The sequence below is a fragment of the Neolewinella aquimaris genome (assembly GCF_014197245.1).
GTDB classification, from domain to species: Bacteria; Bacteroidota; Bacteroidia; order Chitinophagales; family Saprospiraceae; genus Neolewinella; species Neolewinella aquimaris.
Genome location: NZ_JACIFF010000001.1, coordinates 540,500 through 557,502, shown reverse-complemented (window position 1 = coordinate 557,502; position 17,003 = coordinate 540,500). Strand labels below are relative to the sequence as shown.

Sequence of the window (17,003 nt, the reverse complement as noted above, 5' to 3'; positions counted from 1 at the left end):
GTTCTACTGCTGCTCGCGCCGGTACACGTAGTACTCCACGGCTTTGGGCGCGAAATTCACCCCCCGGATGGACTCCGGTACCCGCGTCAGGGTCAGGGGCAGGGAGTTGTGGTTCTCCGATATTCGGATACCCGTAAGGTCAGCTTCCACCCGGAAATCGGATGCATTGTACAGGCCGTACTGACTCTGGGGAATGGTAACGGTGACCGTGACTACGTTCGGAAACACGCGGGAGGAATCGGCCGGTGGGGCGTTGCGTAACATCACCGGCACCTCAATCTGCTGTTCGATGAATGCATCGACCGGGACGGCGACGCTCACTTCGCCGTAATTGATGGTCAATCCTTCCTCCGGAGTTTGCAGCGGCACGCTTACGAGTTGGTCCTGCTCGACGTTTTCAAGGACCAATGCTTCCGTTGGCCAGCTAGAGATCTCCATGAGGTCGTCGGTAGAACCGCTTACCGTGATGCTGTCGGGCTCAATGAGCACATTCCCCGAGGCAAAGTACCCCGGTCTGAAGTTGACCTTAATTTTCGACACCACGGGTACCCGCTTTCCGTCGCGTGGCGTAGTCAAAATACGTTGAGCATCGTAGTTCAGGTTATCGACCTCCAGATCCCCGCTACTTAGCTGCCGGGAAATTTGTTGCTGCAGTAAATTGCCGGTGAGCAGTAGCTCGGTTTGGTTCTGCAGGTCAATATCTACGCCGATCCGCCTTCCCCGGAGGGTTTCCCAAATCAGGTTCCACCCCCTGCCCCGCACCTGCACGCCAACGGTCCGTGGGGGCGTACCGGCGACGACCCGGTCAGGGCTGACCACGTAGCTGATGTCGACCTCCTTGTTGATCTCATAATCTTGCGACAGGTTGAGGATCAACCAGAAGACGAAGGCCAGTCCGATACAGATGAGCAGAATCTGCCGGTCGGTCGTGGCCATATTTCGTAGGGGTAACCTACGCTTCAGCCTTTGGGGGATAGATGGCATCAGTAAGCTCCTTCGAAATGGCGTTCTTGGTAATTTGCAGGTAGGTCTTGTTGCCCACGTTCAGGGTGATGATGTTGTCCTCCACCTTGTCGATGATCCCCAGGATGCCGCTGGCGGTCACGACCCGTTGGCCCTTAGCCAGGCTCGCCATGAAGGTCTTCTGTTGTTTGCTGCGGCGACGCTGGGGGATGATCATCGTAAAGACGAGTACCGCCAACATGGCGATCATAAAGAATCCGTTGGTGAAAATGTCGCCGGACTGTAGGAGTAAGGTCATGACTGTATAGTTTATTCGATTACGGTCCCTTCCAGGTAGACCGTGGTCTGAGCGGGGTAGGTATTGGCGGTCAGCGTTACGGGTTTTCGCTGTCGGCCGAGTTTGTTGCTGGTATCAAATACGACGGATATCGCACCGTGTTCGCCCGGTTGGATCGGCCGCTTGGGGTAAACCGGCACCGTACATCCACAGGTGGAGCGGGCGTCGGTGATCAGGAGGGGCAGATCACCCGAATTCTTGAAGGTAAACTCCCGCCGGACCCGCTGGCCGGCACGAACTTCACCAAAGTGAGCTTCCGGCTCATCGAAGTGAATCCGGGCTACGCGGGCCGTATCGGCCGGCGTCACCGCGTTCGCCGCGACCGGATTACGAATGATATCGGCATTGCTGGGCGCGTCGGTTGTCGACTGAGCCGGGGCTACCACACCATCGTTTCCGCAACCGAAGAGGGCAAAAAGGGGGATAAGTAGGACGATAACAGACTTCATAACCGTGGGTGCGAGCTTAGCGGATGCAAAGATAAGCAGCCGATACTTGCCACCACTTTCCCCGGCACGTAGTAACTTGGTGCGGTCTACACCTAGCCCGCGAATAAACCACTAACGTATGCGCGTTTTTTTGATTGGTTTCATGGGCTCCGGAAAGAGCTACTGTGGACGGGAGTTGGCCAAATTACTCGGGATGCCCTTCATCGATCTGGATGATTACGTGGAAGCCAGGGCCGGCACTCCGATCTCGCAAATCTTCGCCAACCACGACGAGACTTACTTCCGCGAACTGGAGCGCGACGTTCTGATGAGTATCGCCCCCCTACCCTCTTTCGTGATGGCAACCGGCGGCGGCACCCCCTGCTACCAGGACCAGATCGGCCACCTGAATCGAATCGGCACCACGGTTTTTTTAGACCCTCCGGTGGAGCTGCTCGTCAGCCGCCTTCAGTCGGAAACCAACCACCGGCCCCTGCTGTCCGCAAGCGAGTCGCTCACGGACACGGTTACGGAAAAGTTGCGGCAACGTCGTCCGTGCTACGAGCGGGCGCATATCCACCTCCGCTTCGACAACCAAAGCGGGGATGTGGCACGTTTGTTATTCGAACGACTTTCCGAACAGTCCTTATCCTGATCAATGCCCCGCTTCCTACTCCTCCCGCTTTGCTTGTTTTTCACCCTCACGGCCTTCAGTCAGGCTACCGCGGAAACCGAAAGACTTTACTTCGTTGGCTTCCAGGATAAGTTGGGAACGCCCTATACGGTGAACGAACCCGCCAGCTTCCTGAGTGAGCGGGCGCTCGACCGGCGTCAGCGCCACGCGGCCGCGATCACCGAACTTGATTTGCCCATCAGCCCCGACTACGAAACCGCCGTACTGCAAACCGGTGCCCGCATCTGGCTCAGGAGTAAGTGGATGAACGGAGTCGTAGTTGCCGCAACCGATACCGAACTTGGTTCGATCAAGGCACTATCCTTCACCGACACTACCTATTACGTGGCCCCCCTACAGTACGAGCGGTCAACGGATGTCCCCCGCCCCACCCGCTTCGATCAGCCCGCGCCGGTAGTAGCAAGCGTCCCGGTAACCGAATCCTTCTACGGCTACGGCTGGACGATACTACAGCGAATGAACGGCGATAGCCTGCACCGCCTCGGTTTCCGCGGTAAGGGCGTACTCGTGGGCGTTTTCGACGGTGGTTTTCCGAACGTCGGCTACAAAGACTTTCTCGGTTACGACCAGCCCGATGCGGTCCCCGGAAACTACGATCTGGTGGAGCAGGACAGCACGGCGCTCGATGGGTCTACCCACGGCGCTACGGTGCTGAGCACGATGGCCGCACACCACCCCTTCTTCTTCATCGGCACCGCTCCGGAAGCACGCTATCTGCTGTTTAAAACCGAAAACTCGCGGGGAGAGCACCGCTTAGAGGAAATCAACTACGCCATCGCCCTCGAAATGGCGGATAGCGCGGGGGTGGACCTGGTCAACAGCAGCCTGGGCTACACCACCTTTACCGATTCCTCAATGAATTACGGTTACGCCGACCTCGACGGTACCCGTAGTCCGGCATCCGTTGCCATCGACCGGGCGTTCGACCGGGGAATGATCATCGTAACCAGCGCCGGCAACAGCGGGGCGGACGAATGGAAGCACATCGGCACCCCCGCCGATGCCCGCAAGGCCTTCAGCATTGGTGCGCTGGACGACCTGGACGAACGGGCGTACTTCAGCAGTTTCGGTCCCACGGCGGACGGGCGGGTGAAGCCCGACGTCAGCGGACCCGGCGTAATGGTTGCCGCCGTCGCCGCCAACGGAAAAGGGTTGACCGGAGCCAATGGCACCAGCCTGAGCGCGCCCCTCATCACCGGGTTGATCGCCTGCCTAATGGAGGCCATGCCCGAAGCCACGAACGAGCAGATCCTCGAAGCGGTCCGCATGACGGCCTCCCACGCCACCGAACCGAATGCGGCGATTGGATACGGCAAGCCCGATTTTACCGCTGCCTACCGTTACCTCCTGCGGGCCGAGCAGTAGAATTCGGCCTTTTTTGGCTGCGGCCTTGCGGTACCGGTAGGGCTTGCTTATTTTTGGGAAAGGTCTGACGAGAACCAAGCTACCCTGGTCGCGTTAGCTTCACAGAATCGGCGGGCTCCCCCCGCCACCGATTTTTTTATTTGGTATCAGTAAGTTGGAACGAGCCCCGGCACCGCAAGGATGACCGGGGTTCTTTGCTTACCGAACCCGACGGAACGATCATGCTCCCTCAGCCCTACCGGTCGAACAGCACCCGCTCACCCCGGACCGCATCGTTTATGCGCAGGTTTTCGTAGGCAATATTTCCGCTCACGATGGTTTGCCGTACCCGGCCGCGGAAGGTGGTTCCCTCGAGGGGCGACCAGCCGGCCTTGTACAGAATATTTTCCTTGGCCACCGTCCATTCGGTTTGCGGATCGTAGATGACCACGTCGGCCCACATGCCCTCGTCGAGGTATCCCCGGCGATCGACCCGGAAGCACTCGGCCGGCGCGTGACACATTTTTTCCACGATCTTCTCCAGGCTGATCTTGCCGTCCTGTTCCATGCGCATCATCATGTCCAGGCTGTGCTGAACCAGGGGTAATCCGCCGGGGGCCTTAAAGTAATCCCGTTGCGCTTTTTCTTCGATGGTATGGGGTGCGTGGTCGGTAGCGATCACATCGAAGCGGTCGTCGAGCAGGGCAGGCAGTAGTGCGGCCCGGTGGTGCTCGGCCTTGATGGCGGGATTGCACTTGATGCCGTTGCCCAGCCGCGCGTAGTCGTCCGCGTTAAAGGTGAGGTGGTGGACGCACACTTCCGCCGTGATCCGCTTTTCGGCGAGGGGAATGTCGTTGCGGAACAGCGAAACCTCGTCGGCGGTACTGATGTGGAGAATGTGCAACCGGGTGTTGTGCCGTTTGGCCAGCTCTATCGCCAGCGTGCTGCTTTTAAGACATCCCTCAGCCGACCGAATATTGGGGTGTTCGCGCACGGGTATATCGGTTCCCCATTGCTCCCGCGCCACCGCCGCATTGTGTCTGATCGTCGCTTCGTCCTCGCAGTGGGTAGCGATGAGCAGGGGGCTCTGCGCGAACAGCGCGTCCAGTGTTTTTTCGTTGTCAACCAGCATGTTACCGGTGCTGCTGCCCATGAAGATTTTCAGTCCACACACCCGTCGGGGGTCCGTGCGCAGTGCTTCATCGAGGTTGTCGTTCGCCGCCCCCATGTAGAAGCTGTAGTTTGCGACGCTGGTCTCCGCCCCGATGCGGTATTTTTCTTCGAGCAACAACTGGTTCAGCGCCGCCGGTTTGGTGTTGGGCATCTCCATGAAAGTGGTGGTCCCTCCGGCAACGGCCGCCCGCGCTTCGGTACGTATGGTGGCCTTATGGGTCAGTCCGGGCTCGCGAAAGTGCACCTGATCGTCGATGATCCCGGGCATAACGATGCAGCCGCTCGCATCGATTTCCCGGTCTGCGCTCACGTCAATCGTACCGCCCACCCGTTCGATGAGGCCATCGCGGATGAGCAGGTCGCCCACCGAACGTTCTCCCCGATTCACAATCGTTCCGTCCTTAATTAGGATACTGCCTGTTGCCATTGGTCGATTTTTGCGGCAAAGTAAGGCTCCCCCGGCCGACATTAATACCGCATTAGTATTTGCTTGAGATAATTTAAGAATCAAACGTGCAACCTTTATTTCAGCGGTGCAGCCGTTGTGGCATACGCGCAACCGGATTTGGCGGGGACGCAGGTGCCGCGTTTATTCATTCAGCAAAAGCAGTTACCCATGAGAAGCTTTACCCTAATTATCGCCCTCTTCTTTACCGGAACGTTAGTGGGCCAGGACTACACCACCACCCTGGTTTCCCACTCCGAACGCAAGGACAGCTACCGGGACTTTTCTTCCCGGCGCGACAAAACCCTCCTCGGTGATTTAGACCTTACCGGGGTCTGGGGCGGACCTACCTACAACTATTCATCTACCGGCGACGACTGGTCACTGGTACGGGGTGGCTTCGGCGGCCTCGAGTTCGGCAAGTCCGTCTTCCTGGGCTACGGCGGCTGGAAGGCGCGGGAATCGTTCACTACCGACGACGCGCCGCTCACCGGCATCCGCCCGGAATACGACTTCCGCCACGGTGGTTTCATCATCGCCGTTTCGCCGGGGGCGGAAAATATCGTGCACCCCCGCTTTACTGCCATCGTCGGTCCCGGCCGGATCGACGTCAAAGGGGAAGACCGCGACCGGATGCTCATCGGCCAGCTGATGGCAGGAGCGGAGATCAACCTGTTTCAGTGGTTCCGGCTCGGACTGGAGGGCGGATACCGCTTTGCCAGCGGCGTCGATTCCGACTTCGTAACCTCGAAGGACGTCAGCGGAGCCGTCGTGCAGATTGAAGCGCGCTTTGGGTGGAGTGGCCGGTAACGGAAGCGGTGGCAGTGTGGCAAAATTTACGACCTTTGGCGGTCCATGGAAAACAGCCCCAATCCCATCAAGCACATCGCCATTGCCGGAAACATCGGCGCCGGTAAAACGACCCTCTGTCGCCAGCTCGGCCAGCACTTTGGGTGGACGGTACACTACGAAAGTGCCGACAACAATCCCTACCTGAGCGATTTTTACAACGACATGAAGCGGTGGAGTTTCAACCTTCAGGTGTACTTCCTCCACAATCGCTACAAGCAGATTCTCGACATCCAGGATGGAAATGAGACGGTCATCCAGGACCGCACCATCTACGAGGACGCCAACATCTTCGCGCCCAACCTACACGGAATGGGGCTGATGACCGAACGGGACTTCAAGAGCTACACCGAGCTCTTCGATACCATGACCAGTCGCATCAAAGCGCCCGATCTGCTCATTTACCTACGGGCTGGGATCGGCACCCTGGTGGCCCACATCGAAAGCCGCGGCCGCGATTACGAAGGCAGCATGAGCCTGGATTACCTCAAGCAACTCAACCGCCGGTACGAAGACTGGATCTCGACGTACACCGACGGGAACATCCTGATCATCAACGTCGACGAGGTAGACTTCGCCAATAAAAAGGAAGATCTCGGCCGGGTGATCAATATGGTCAGCGCAAAGCTCCACGGCCTGTTCAACGAGGTCTAGCGATCGGTCACGGCACGCTACTCCTCCCGCAATGGGGAATTCAGGTCGATGTACACGCCCTCCCGCTTGGCGGGTGATATGCTCTGGAGGTAATCCGAACTCTGGGCCTTGCTGTTTTCCACGAACGGCCGAATTTGAAACAGCCAGATCTTATCGTCCTGGAATCCCAGTTCGACATCGAAGGGTCCGTCGGTCTCAACCCCGGGCACTTTGGGCATAACCTCTTCGACGCGCTGTCCGAGCTGGTATAGATCGACCAGGTTTTCGTAACTAAGCACCGGACGATTGAAGGGCGCCGCCACCATTACGCTGCCCCCCGTAGCGGGAAGCCGGCGGTGCATCCGCTCCCTGGCCGGTGCCTGGAGGATAAATCGGCCGAAGCGATCAAGCAGGTAGGATTCCGCAGCCTGACCGTCGACGGCGCCACCGGCACCCCGGCTGAAGGCAACGGTGATGTCGTCCTGCTCTCCACTGGTCACGCCCTTCGTGATCATGACGCCGGAGTAATCCACGTCGACGCTCGGAATGATCAGGATACTCGGAAAAACGTTTTCCGGATTGAGCAAATAGCGCTGCCGCCACTCGTAGCTGCGGTCGGTGTAGGGGCTGGCCCAAACTTCCTTGATCCCGTTGAGGATGGCCGTTTCACCGACCACGTTGAAGACGGTCTTATTCAGCCCCGCGCCGGTGAAGTCGGCCAGGTCCTCCATGTTGGTATCGGAGCGTAAAAAAACGGGAACGCTGCCAAACTTTCCGCCGAGCACCTCCGCAAAGCCGCTACGCAACTGGGCGATCAGCTTGCCCTCGATCTTGATCTCGGCGATCGCCTCACGCAGGGTGGCCAGTTGGGCCAGGGTGTATTGTTCCACTTCCTCAGCCGTGCTGCCGTTCTTCTCCATAGCGGCCGCCCGGGCAAAGCGTTCGTTCAAAAACTCCCAGTAGGACACGCCATCGGGCTGACCGGGCATCTGTTGATCCAGGTGCTCGCGGAAAATCCCGAAGGGGATCACCAGTCCCTCCACCACGTTTTCGGGGAACAATTGCTTGAGCTGACCGAGGTTGGCCGCTTTGGGCCCACACCGTACGCCGCTGTCTTCACTGTTTACGTTGCGTAGGTTCAGAACATCGCGGGTGCTCAGGTCGATCCGGTCAACGGGTACGCGGATCCGCTCCTGGCTTCGCTCGCGGACGGCAAAGAGCTCCCGTTCCACTTCGTTCATGTCGTCGGCCGGCTTCATCAGCACGGTACCGGCGTTGGACACGGCAAAGAATACTTCCTCGCCGTCGTAGGGTTTGAGCTCCTCGAATTGCCGGTCGGTCAGTACGGCATTGGGAATACCGAGGTTGCGGGCCAGCAGTTGGACGTGGCTGACCATATTGCCCTCACTCACGGTAAGGATTCCACCCACGGGTTTGAGGTCGGCGGGCGGGCGACTAAAGACATAGATGTCCTTTCCGTCGACCACCACTTCATCGGGCGTTCCCTCAATAAGGTGGAGTACACCACGGGCGTAGCCGGGATTTAATCCCCGTGCCTGTGCCTGAGTTTTGATGTCCATCAGTGCATTGCCCGATTCGCTGTTGCGGGCCAGCCAGTCGCCGAGTTCTCCCACGGCCTGCCCCAACGGCAGCAGCACGGAACCCCGGATGCGGTCGTCGAGGAAGGAGAGGGCTTTGGGCTCGAAGCGTGCGTAGCGCTCGGCTATTTCTCCGTAAGTAGCTCGGTTGGTGGCCGTTCCCCACTCGACGAAGCGGCGTGCGTTGTCCAGGTAGGCGGTCAGCATGTCGGGCCTGATGTACTGATAGTTGGGATCGGCGATATTGGGGCCGCCGGTTTCGTATTCCCAGAGTTCGATGAAGCCGGCACCGGTGGCGGCTTCTCCCAGGTAGCAGATCTTTTCCATTTGCTCGCGCGCGGTAACGGGCACCCATTCCGGAGCGGCCCGGAAGACCAGGTCGCTCAGTTCGTTCGTGATGTCGACCAGTCGCAGCTTATCCGCTGCCCTGCGGTCTTCGGACACCAGCGACCGCCGTATTTGGAGCATCAGGCCGGTGGCCGCCGTCAGTCGGTCCAGGTCGTTGTCCACCCCTTCGGTTCGGGTCTGCAGCGTTACGAAGCGTTCGATACGCCGGCGCAGGGAATCCTGGGCGGGCAGCCCCGCTACCAGGTCGCTGATGTTGTTGAGGTCGCTGCCGCCGTAGGCGGTGCGGATGTCCTCCACGAGTTGGGCCGACGATTCGTACAGCCGTTTTTCCTTCAGTTCCCGCTCGTGCTGCTTCATGAATTCTTCCACGGCTCCTGCGTCCCCGCCCGATGGCCTTCCGTGAATTTTGATGCGCAAGTCCATGAAGGCCGGGTAGCGGTCGGCAATTTCCTTGCTCAGGGCCCGGATGCGCTGGTTCAGATCGGTGTCGCCCCGGTGGGGAATGTCGCGCGCCGCCTGTACCACGAGATAAAAATCTTCCCGCAGTACGCCCTCCCGCGCCAGCAGCCACTGAAAAAACTTACGCCCCCATTCTTCCTCATCCTCCACCTGAAAGGCACCGCGGTAGTAGCGGGCCCGCTCCAGGATCCAGCCGTTGTCGTTCGTGACCAGGTAGTTGTTGAGTTGGTACTGCTTGAGGCGGCTGTGGTCGTTGGCGGCATCCCAGAAGGGTGCGAAGTCCGTATCGGCGAGGATCTGACCGAAGTAGAGGCCGTTATCGCGCATGAGTTCCTTCACCACGGGTTTGTAGTCGGCGTGCTGGTGGGCCTTGTCGTCGTCCGGGCAGGGATCGCGGGCCGCCCGCTTACTTCCGTCGGAGCAGAACCAGAAAATGCCACTATACGGTCCGCGCGGATCGTTGCGAAACTCCTCGATCAACGCGGCGATGCGCTGGTCGGCAAGTTGCGACGGCAGCAGGCTTGGAAGCAGCAAAAACGTCACTGCCAGGCCGAAGGTGTACACGTTGCGGTTGCGGGAAAAAGGAAAAAACATTGGCGGGCGGATTAGAATGAGAGAGTGTAAAAGTACGTCGGGCACACGTGAAGCAGTTATAGCGGCGATTTACCGTTGCTACACGTTACTTTACCGCGCATACTGCGCAGCGAAAACACGTGAACATCTTACTGAGCAACTACTTTTACCTTAAATCTATATGCTGAAGTGATCATTCTACGAATTTTAGCCTACGTACTGGGGGCCTTTGGCATCATCGGCACTGTGATGCCATTTCTTAAGTACGACGACTGGTGGATTCGCGGCTTCGACTACCCCCGTCAGCAACTTTTGTTCCTGCTCGGCCTTTCGGCGGTGTTGTGGTTCTTTTCCAGATCGACCAACGACACCCTCAACCTAACCGTCGGCATCGTGCTCATGCTGGCAACCCTCTACCAGGCCTACCGCATCTACCCCTATACGCCGCTGCACGGGCGCGACGCCCGCAATGCCGAACGCACGGAAAATACCGACGGTCACCTCACCCTGATGATGAGCAACGTACTGCAGACCAACAAGCGGACCGACTTGGTGATCGACCTCGCACTAAAAATGGACCCCGACATCCTGCTCACGGTAGAAAGCAACGGCTGGTGGGAAGAAAAACTCCGGGAAGGGCTGGGGGAAAAATACCCCCACCAGGTGTCCGTCCCCCTGGAAAACCTGTACGGCATGCACCTCTGGAGCAAGATCGAGCTGATCGACCCGGAGGTCAAGTATCGCATCAAGGACGATATACCGGGCATCGATACCCAGATCGAATTGCCCAACGGTCGACTGATCGACTTGCACTTTGTCCATCCCATGCCCCCGAGCCCGACCGAGGCGTACGCCAGTACCGGGCGCGATGCCGAACTGGCGCTCGTCGGCCTGGAAGTGCAAAAGAAGCCGGACGCCACCGTGATCGTAGCGGGGGATATGAACGATGTGGCGTGGTCCCACTCCTCCCGACTCTTCCAACGCCTAAGCGGCTTGCTGGACCCACGGCGCGGTCGCGGCTTCTTTTCGACCTTCCACGCCGAGTACCGCATGCTGCGGTGGCCGCTGGACCACGTGTTCCACTCCTCTGACCTCGCCGTACTGGATCTACAACGCCTCCCGTACGTGGGATCGGATCACTTTCCGGTACTCATCAGCCTCAGCTACGAGCCGGAACAGGACGACAACCAGGGCGAAAACCCCGAAGGCAACGACATGGAGGAGGCGACCGAAACAATCAAAAAGGGGAAACGGCACGAGGACGACGCGGTGATTAAGGGGCAGGATTGATTCGCAAAAAGGTGTTAGTTTTAGTCGCACCATCCTACGCACCGACACCACCTCGTTTATCTTCGCCCTGCCCAATTATACTTACCTATGAAAAACGTCGTTTCTCAGCGCTTCATCAAGTGTCACGATAAGCTCAAGGCGGAGAAACGGATCAGATCAAGCCGGGCCTTCGCGATGTCGCTGGATTACCTGCCCCAGTCGCTCAGCGAAATACTGAAGGGCCGCCGGGATGTGACCATTGAACTGCTGCGGCAATCGATCGCGAAGTATAAGCTCAACCCGGTCTACCTTTTCACCGGCGACGGCCCGATGTTCATGACCGAGGAAAGCGACCAGAATTTTCGGGTACTCACGACCATCACCACCCCCGATGCCGACGAACTAATTGTGCACGTGCCCCTTCCGGCCCAGTCGGTCTATGCCGCCGAGCTCGGCGATCCGAGTTTCGTCGAGAGCCTGCCCACCTACAGTCTGCCCGATTACAAGTACAAGGTAGGCACCCACCGCAGCTTCGACGTTCCCGGCAACAGCATGGAGCCCACCCTCTTCGAAGGAGACAAAGTGGTCTGCGCTTTTCTCGAACCTACCCTCTGGCAGAGCGGGATTAAAGACAACTACGCCTACGTGATCGTTACCCGCAGCGACGTGGTGGTCAAGCGGGTCCGCAATCACATTGCCGACGCTAAAACGCTTGAGGTCATCTCGGACAACAGCTTTTACGAGACATACCACATCCCCCTTTCCGATTTGCGGGAGATTTGGTACGTTCGCGCCCGCATCACGCCATTCCTACCCTCCCCCCAGAACATTCAGCGCTACGTCCACGACGAAATGAGCGAGCTCAAGGCCACCATCGCCCAGCAGGGAAAGCTGATCAGCCGGCTTGGTGTTTCCGTAGAAAAGGCACTTAGCAACAGGAATCGGGAGTAGCGTAACGTTTGGGCGGGAACGCGGGAGCAAGGTGATTCCCTTAAAGCACCACCAAAACATCTGCCGCCCGTCTTTTTCCGTCGTTCAGCCTGATGGTGTATGCACCGGGTGCGAGCCGACGCGTGAAGAGCAGCAGGTGATTGCCGTTCATAATCATTTGTTGTCTGACCGGACGGCCCTTGGTATCGAGCAATTCGATGTGAAGATCTTCCAGTGACCAGTGGTCGGCCAGCCAGGTTTCCATCCGATCACGGCCACTCAGGTCGTCGGGATACAATTCAAATTCGGGGGATTCGTATTGCGGCAACTCATTCTGCTCATCGGCGACGAGAAGTCCCGCCGGAACGGGCAGGTTCTGTTGGGCGGTGACCCGGGCGGATGAGAGCATGCATACGCAAAGCAAAAGTCCCCCAATCGTTAATAAACGATAGTTGGGTGCGGAAAGCATAATCTAAACGGGATTGTACTAAAAAGTAACCATCAAAATCACCTATATAATTGATGGCCCGTCCGACATATTGCGTGCGCCTACTTAATCTCGTAATCCCAGGTGATATTTACCCCGCCGGCCTTTAGCATTAGAGATACGCTGCACAGTTTTTCCATGCTGAGCCGGCAGGCCCGCTCGACCTTTTTGTCGTCTAACTCACCGTACAGTTCGTAGTGGACGTGAATGTCGGTAAACACCCGTGGTTCGGTATCGACCCGCTGGCCCTCCACCCTTACTTTAATGTCCGTTAGGTCCTGCCGCAGCTTTTTCAGCAATAGCACGATGTCGATACTCGAGCAGCTGGCCACGGCCGAGAGCACGAGTTGCATGGGACGCATGCCGGCTCCCTGTCCGCCGATATCGGGGCTGCCGTCGGTACGGACGCTCAGGCCCTCATCGTTGGTGGTTTCGAAGAGGAAGGCATCGTCGATGCGGTTAAGTTCGACCGTCATGGGGTTGGATTGTAGGGTTTAATTAGGGGAGGGCGGGTTTGCCGAATAGGATGCGACCGTTGTTGACTTCTATCCAGTAGCCATCAGGATCCTGAAAATAGACTTGGCGAACGCCGTCGGGGCGGTCGTTTGACTCCAGCGCTACGCCCTGCCACGTTTCGAAGGGCAACTCGATATCGCGCAGGTGTTCCACGAACTCATCGAAGCGGCCGACGGAAATCGCCATGTGTACCCCCTTTTGGAGTCTGAGCTGACTGCGGTCCGTCTCGATCACGTGCAGTGCCATACCGGCGCCCAGGGAGAGCCAGCGGATGTTCTCCTTTCCCGTTCCGTTGTGTACCTCGTCGAGGCCGAACACCTGCTGGTAGAAATCAATGCTCCGGTTTAAATTTTCCACGTTGATCGCGTAGTGGTCGAAGCTGGCGAGGTAGTCGCCCGTTTCGGTACCGAAGGGGTCGAGCCGTGGCGAACAGGATAATAGTGGTAGCAGGAGAGAGAAAAGTAGCAGGTAGCGCATCGTAAAAATTTGGATTCGGCAATATACCCAGTCGCGTGACATAATTATTAAAGCAACCAAGCTTCGTCGGTATTCAGGGTGATGCGCGTTTCGGCGAGGAGGGTGCGACGAAGTCCTGCCGTACGGGCAAACACGTAGGTAAAGAAGTACCGTGCCGTTTGAATTTTGGATTGGTAAAATGCCGTCTCGTCGTCTCCTTCTGCATTAGGCAAGGCCCGGACGGCAGCATTGGCCTGCTTCAGCCACATCCAACCAATAACGTGCAGTCCGAAGTAGTCGAGAAAAACCGTGGCGTCGGCCAGAAACACCCGCGGATCATCCCGTTGGGCCAGTTGCAGGAGTGTTCCGAGTACCTGTTGCATGGACTCCATCCCGAGGGCAAGGGCTGCCGCAATCTCCCGGGTTGCCTCCGTCTGCTCCGCGTTGTTGATCTCCTGTTGCATTTCCGTGGCGAGGAACTGTACCGCCTTGCCCTCTTCCATCATCACCTTTCGACCGAGCAGGTCCAGCCCATGGATGGTAGTAGTACCCTCATAGATGGAGTTGACCCGAATGTCGCGGAAAATTTGCTCCAGGGGGAAGTCGTCCGTATAGCCTGCGCCGCCGAGCACCTGCATGCCGAGACTGACCGCTTCGTTGCCGTATTCACTGGGAAAGCTTTTGGCAATCGGGGTCAGCAGTTCCAGCAGGAGCCGGCTGCGGTCGTCCTGGGTAACCCGGTAGGTATCCTCGTACAGACTGCACTGCAGCAGGAGCGCGATGCTACCTTCTACCACGGCCTTCTGGAACAACAGCATGCGGCGCACGTCGGCGTGCTCGATGATGCGTACCTGGGGAGCATTGATGTCCTTGTTGCCCGGGTGCCTGCCCTGGGGACGTTCCCGGGCGTAGGTGAGGCTTGCGTAGTAGGCGGCCGAGGCCGAACCGGTCGCCATCATACCCGTGCCGATGCGGGCCTCGTTCATCATAAGGAACATGTTCTTAAGGCCGTTGAATTCCTCTCCGACTAAGAATCCCCGGGTGGGTCCCTGCTCGCCGTACATGAGGTGGGCGGCCACGTAGCCGCGCTGCCCCATTTTTCCGTAGATGCCGGCGGTGGTGACGTTGTTGTCGGTGAGTCCGTCCGGTCCCGGCAGGTGCTTGGGTACCACGAACAGGCTGACGCCGCGCACTCCCTTCGGCCCATCCTTTTGGCGGGCCAGCAGGAGGTGGACCACGTTTTCGACGCTGTTGTGGTCGCCACCGCTGATGTAAATTTTCTGGCCGTAGATCAGGTAGGTGCCATCGGCCTGGGGCTCGTAATAGGTAGTGATGTCGCTCAGAGAACTACCGGCCTGCGGTTCGGTGAGTGCCATGGTACCCTGCCAGCGTCCGCTGGCCATTTTTTGCAGGTACGTTTGTTTTAGTTCTTCGCTGCCGAATTCCCGGATCAGGTTGGCTGCACCGGTAGTGAGGAATCCATAGGCGGCCAGGTTGCCGTTGGCGGCCTGGAAGATGAGGCTGCCCGCATTGTGCACGGTGAGGGGCATTTGTTGACCCTGGTGCTCGAAGCCCCAGGCGGCACTCAGCCATCCGCTTTCGCCGAGGGCCCGCATACCCTCCCCTACGGCCGGCAGGACGTGTACTTCGCCATCCTTGAAGTAGGCTTTGTTGCGGTCCATTTCGCGGTACACGGGCCACAGGTACTGATCGGCCAGTTGCTGGGCGGCATCCAGACTGAAGTCGATGGCCTCCTGGTCGAAATCCTTGAATCGCTCGCTATTGCGCAGTTCGCTGAGGTCGAGGACTTCGTGAAGCATGAAGCGCAGGTTGCGGAGGGAAATGAATTGCATGATCGAAATGGTTAAGCACCTAATAAAAACATCGCACCCGTCGGACGGCCTGACCCCGTCGGACGGCCTGACCCCGTCGGACGGCCTGACCCCGTCGGACGGCCTGACCCCGTCGGACGGCCTGACCCCGTCGGACGGGTGAGGGAAAGCACCGCTAATGTAGCCAGGGAAGCCCGGCTTTAGATAAAATACTTCGCACCCGCGTCCCCGCCGTATCTTCGCCCGCCAAAATAACCCCAGCCCGTGGCTAACAAGTATTTCGACCTGATTGACCAGACGTTTTACTTCCCCCAGGAAGGATTCGACATGGACAATGGGTACCTGACCTTCAATCGTATCCCCCTTATCCACCTCATTCGGAAGTACGGCACCCCGCTGAAATTGACGTACCTACCGAGTATCGGCCGCAAGATCAAAGAGGCCCGTAACCTGTTCCGTCGCGCGATGCGCGGTCAGGGTTACGCCGGGCAGTACCACTATTGTTACTGCACCAAGAGCAGCCACTTTGCCCACGTCGTGGAGGAGGCGCTGGAGCACGATGTGCAGCTTGAGATCAGTTCGGCCTACGACGTGGACCTGATCCGCCGCCTATACGCGCGCAAGCGACTGGACAAGAAGATCAAGATCGTCTGTAACGGGTTCAAGCCGGAAAATTACCTGGAAGGGATCGTCGGGTTGATGAACGACGGTTTCGAAAACGTGATCACCGTAGTCGATAACAGCCACGAGCTGGACTACTACGAGACGCACGTGGAGGGTGTTGCTAAGATCGGTATCCGTATGGCTACGGAGGAGGAACCCAACTTCGAGTTTTACACCAGCCGGCTCGGACTCCGCCACGCCGATGTACTGCCCCTCTTCCGGGAGCGGATCAAGAACAGCGAAAAGCTGGAGCTCCACATGCTCCACTTCTTCGTCGATACTGGAATTAAGGATACGCTCTACTACTGGGGTGAGCTGAAGAAAGCTGTACGACTCTACGGAGAGCTAAAAAAGGAGAGCGCCAACCTGCACGCACTCAACATCGGGGGCGGCATGCCCATTCGCAACAGCCTCGGCTTTGAGTTCGACTATAAATACATGGTGCGGGAGATCGTTAAGAATATCCTCGACGCCTGCGAAGAAGATGAGGTACCGGAACCGGACATTTTCACCGAATTCGGCAAGTACACCGTGGGAGAGAGTGGCGCAACCATATTCTCGGTCCTGGCGCGTAAGCAGCAGAACGACAGCGAGATGTGGTACATGATCGACAACTCCCTCATGACTACCCTACCGGATGCCTGGGGGATTGGAGAGCGGTTTATCCTGCTGCCCATCAACAAGTGGGATCGCGACTACCGCCGGGTCAACATCGGCGGACTCAGTTGCGACAACTCCGACTACTACAACTCCGAAATCCACGAGAGCCAGGTTTACCTGCCCGTAGATAAGGAGGGGGACGAGGAGCCGCTCTACCTCGGCTTCTTTCACACCGGTGCCTACCAGGACAGTATTAGCGGATACGGCGGAATCAAGCACTGTATGATCCCCAGTCCGCAGCACATCATCATCGACCTGGATGATGAAGGCAACCTGACCGACCGCCTGCTTGCCGGTAAGCAGTCACCGGAGAGCATGCTGCAAATACTGGGATACTAGGACCGGC

At 58.1% G+C, this 17,003-nt stretch carries 16 protein-coding genes; 7 read left to right on the top strand and 9 right to left on the bottom strand.

The window, feature by feature from the left end:
* Positions 1-3: 3 nt before the first annotated feature.
* From GGR28_RS02310 to GGR28_RS02300, 3 genes are read right to left on the bottom strand one after another with little or no spacing between them, the layout of a single operon-like run.
* Positions 4-936, bottom strand: a complete 933-nt coding sequence (locus tag GGR28_RS02310) for a CdaR family protein (protein WP_183494098.1) — start codon at positions 934-936, stop codon at positions 4-6.
* A 16-nt stretch (positions 937-952) separates the two neighbouring features.
* The gene (gene yajC, locus GGR28_RS02305; protein ID WP_183494097.1) at positions 953-1,261 is read right to left on the bottom strand and encodes a preprotein translocase subunit YajC; all 309 of its coding nucleotides are present in this window, start codon (positions 1,259-1,261) and stop codon (positions 953-955) included.
* 11 nt (positions 1,262-1,272) lie between these two features.
* Positions 1,273-1,749, bottom strand: a complete 477-nt coding sequence (locus GGR28_RS02300) for a DUF1573 domain-containing protein (RefSeq protein WP_183494096.1) — start codon at positions 1,747-1,749, stop codon at positions 1,273-1,275.
* Positions 1,750-1,867: 118 nt separating this feature from the next.
* On the opposite strand from GGR28_RS02300, the gene GGR28_RS02295 reads away from it, so the two are divergent.
* The gene (locus GGR28_RS02295) at positions 1,868-2,383 is read left to right on the top strand and encodes a shikimate kinase (RefSeq protein ID WP_183494095.1); all 516 of its coding nucleotides are present in this window, start codon (positions 1,868-1,870) and stop codon (positions 2,381-2,383) included.
* A 3-nt stretch (positions 2,384-2,386) separates the two neighbouring features.
* Positions 2,387-3,787 carry a S8 family serine peptidase gene (locus tag GGR28_RS02290; protein ID WP_183494094.1) on the top strand — a complete coding sequence of 467 codons (1,401 nt, stop codon included), beginning with the start codon at positions 2,387-2,389 and terminating at the stop codon, positions 3,785-3,787.
* Between the two features lie 235 nt (positions 3,788-4,022).
* On the opposite strand, the gene GGR28_RS02285 is transcribed toward GGR28_RS02290, so the two are convergent.
* Complete coding sequence (locus GGR28_RS02285) at positions 4,023-5,366, bottom strand: dihydroorotase (RefSeq protein ID WP_183494093.1); 1,344 nt, start codon at positions 5,364-5,366, stop codon at positions 4,023-4,025.
* Between the two features lie 189 nt (positions 5,367-5,555).
* Between GGR28_RS02285 and GGR28_RS02280 the strand changes: the two genes are divergently transcribed.
* Positions 5,556-6,194 carry a hypothetical protein gene (locus GGR28_RS02280; protein ID WP_183494092.1) on the top strand — a complete coding sequence of 213 codons (639 nt, stop codon included), beginning with the start codon at positions 5,556-5,558 and terminating at the stop codon, positions 6,192-6,194.
* Positions 6,195-6,239: 45 nt separating this feature from the next.
* A complete protein-coding gene (locus tag GGR28_RS02275) occupies positions 6,240-6,887 on the top strand; it encodes a deoxynucleoside kinase (RefSeq protein ID WP_183494091.1) in 648 nt (215 codons plus the stop codon).
* Between the two features lie 17 nt (positions 6,888-6,904).
* Here GGR28_RS02275 and GGR28_RS02270 read toward each other — a convergent pair whose 3' ends face one another.
* Positions 6,905-9,865 (bottom strand): PEP/pyruvate-binding domain-containing protein, encoded by a 2,961-nt coding sequence (locus GGR28_RS02270; RefSeq protein WP_183494090.1) that lies wholly within the window; start codon positions 9,863-9,865, stop codon positions 6,905-6,907.
* A 168-nt stretch (positions 9,866-10,033) separates the two neighbouring features.
* On the opposite strand from GGR28_RS02270, the gene GGR28_RS02265 reads away from it, so the two are divergent.
* Complete coding sequence (locus GGR28_RS02265; protein ID WP_183494089.1) at positions 10,034-11,134, top strand: endonuclease/exonuclease/phosphatase family protein; 1,101 nt, start codon at positions 10,034-10,036, stop codon at positions 11,132-11,134.
* Between the two features lie 87 nt (positions 11,135-11,221).
* Positions 11,222-12,064: a S24 family peptidase gene (locus GGR28_RS02260; protein WP_183494088.1), complete on the top strand. Its 843-nt coding sequence runs from the start codon at positions 11,222-11,224 to the stop codon at positions 12,062-12,064.
* Positions 12,065-12,104: 40 nt separating this feature from the next.
* On the opposite strand, the gene GGR28_RS02255 is transcribed toward GGR28_RS02260, so the two are convergent.
* From GGR28_RS02255 to GGR28_RS02240, 4 genes are all read right to left on the bottom strand, one after another.
* The gene (locus GGR28_RS02255) at positions 12,105-12,452 is read right to left on the bottom strand and encodes a hypothetical protein (protein WP_183494087.1); all 348 of its coding nucleotides are present in this window, start codon (positions 12,450-12,452) and stop codon (positions 12,105-12,107) included.
* 140 nt (positions 12,453-12,592) lie between these two features.
* A complete protein-coding gene (locus tag GGR28_RS02250) occupies positions 12,593-13,006 on the bottom strand; it encodes an OsmC family protein (RefSeq protein WP_183494086.1) in 414 nt (137 codons plus the stop codon).
* 22 nt (positions 13,007-13,028) lie between these two features.
* On the bottom strand, positions 13,029-13,523 hold the full coding sequence (locus GGR28_RS02245; RefSeq protein ID WP_183494085.1) for a VOC family protein: 495 nt from the start codon (positions 13,521-13,523) through the stop codon (positions 13,029-13,031).
* Positions 13,524-13,570: 47 nt separating this feature from the next.
* Positions 13,571-15,355, bottom strand: coding sequence for an acyl-CoA dehydrogenase (locus GGR28_RS02240; RefSeq protein WP_183494084.1), 1,785 nt, complete (start codon positions 15,353-15,355; stop codon positions 13,571-13,573).
* A gap of 243 nt (positions 15,356-15,598) precedes the next feature.
* Here GGR28_RS02240 and GGR28_RS02235 point away from each other — a divergent pair, with 243 nt between their 5' ends.
* The gene (locus GGR28_RS02235) at positions 15,599-16,996 is read left to right on the top strand and encodes a type III PLP-dependent enzyme domain-containing protein (protein WP_183494083.1); all 1,398 of its coding nucleotides are present in this window, start codon (positions 15,599-15,601) and stop codon (positions 16,994-16,996) included.
* Positions 16,997-17,003 lie beyond the last annotated feature (7 nt).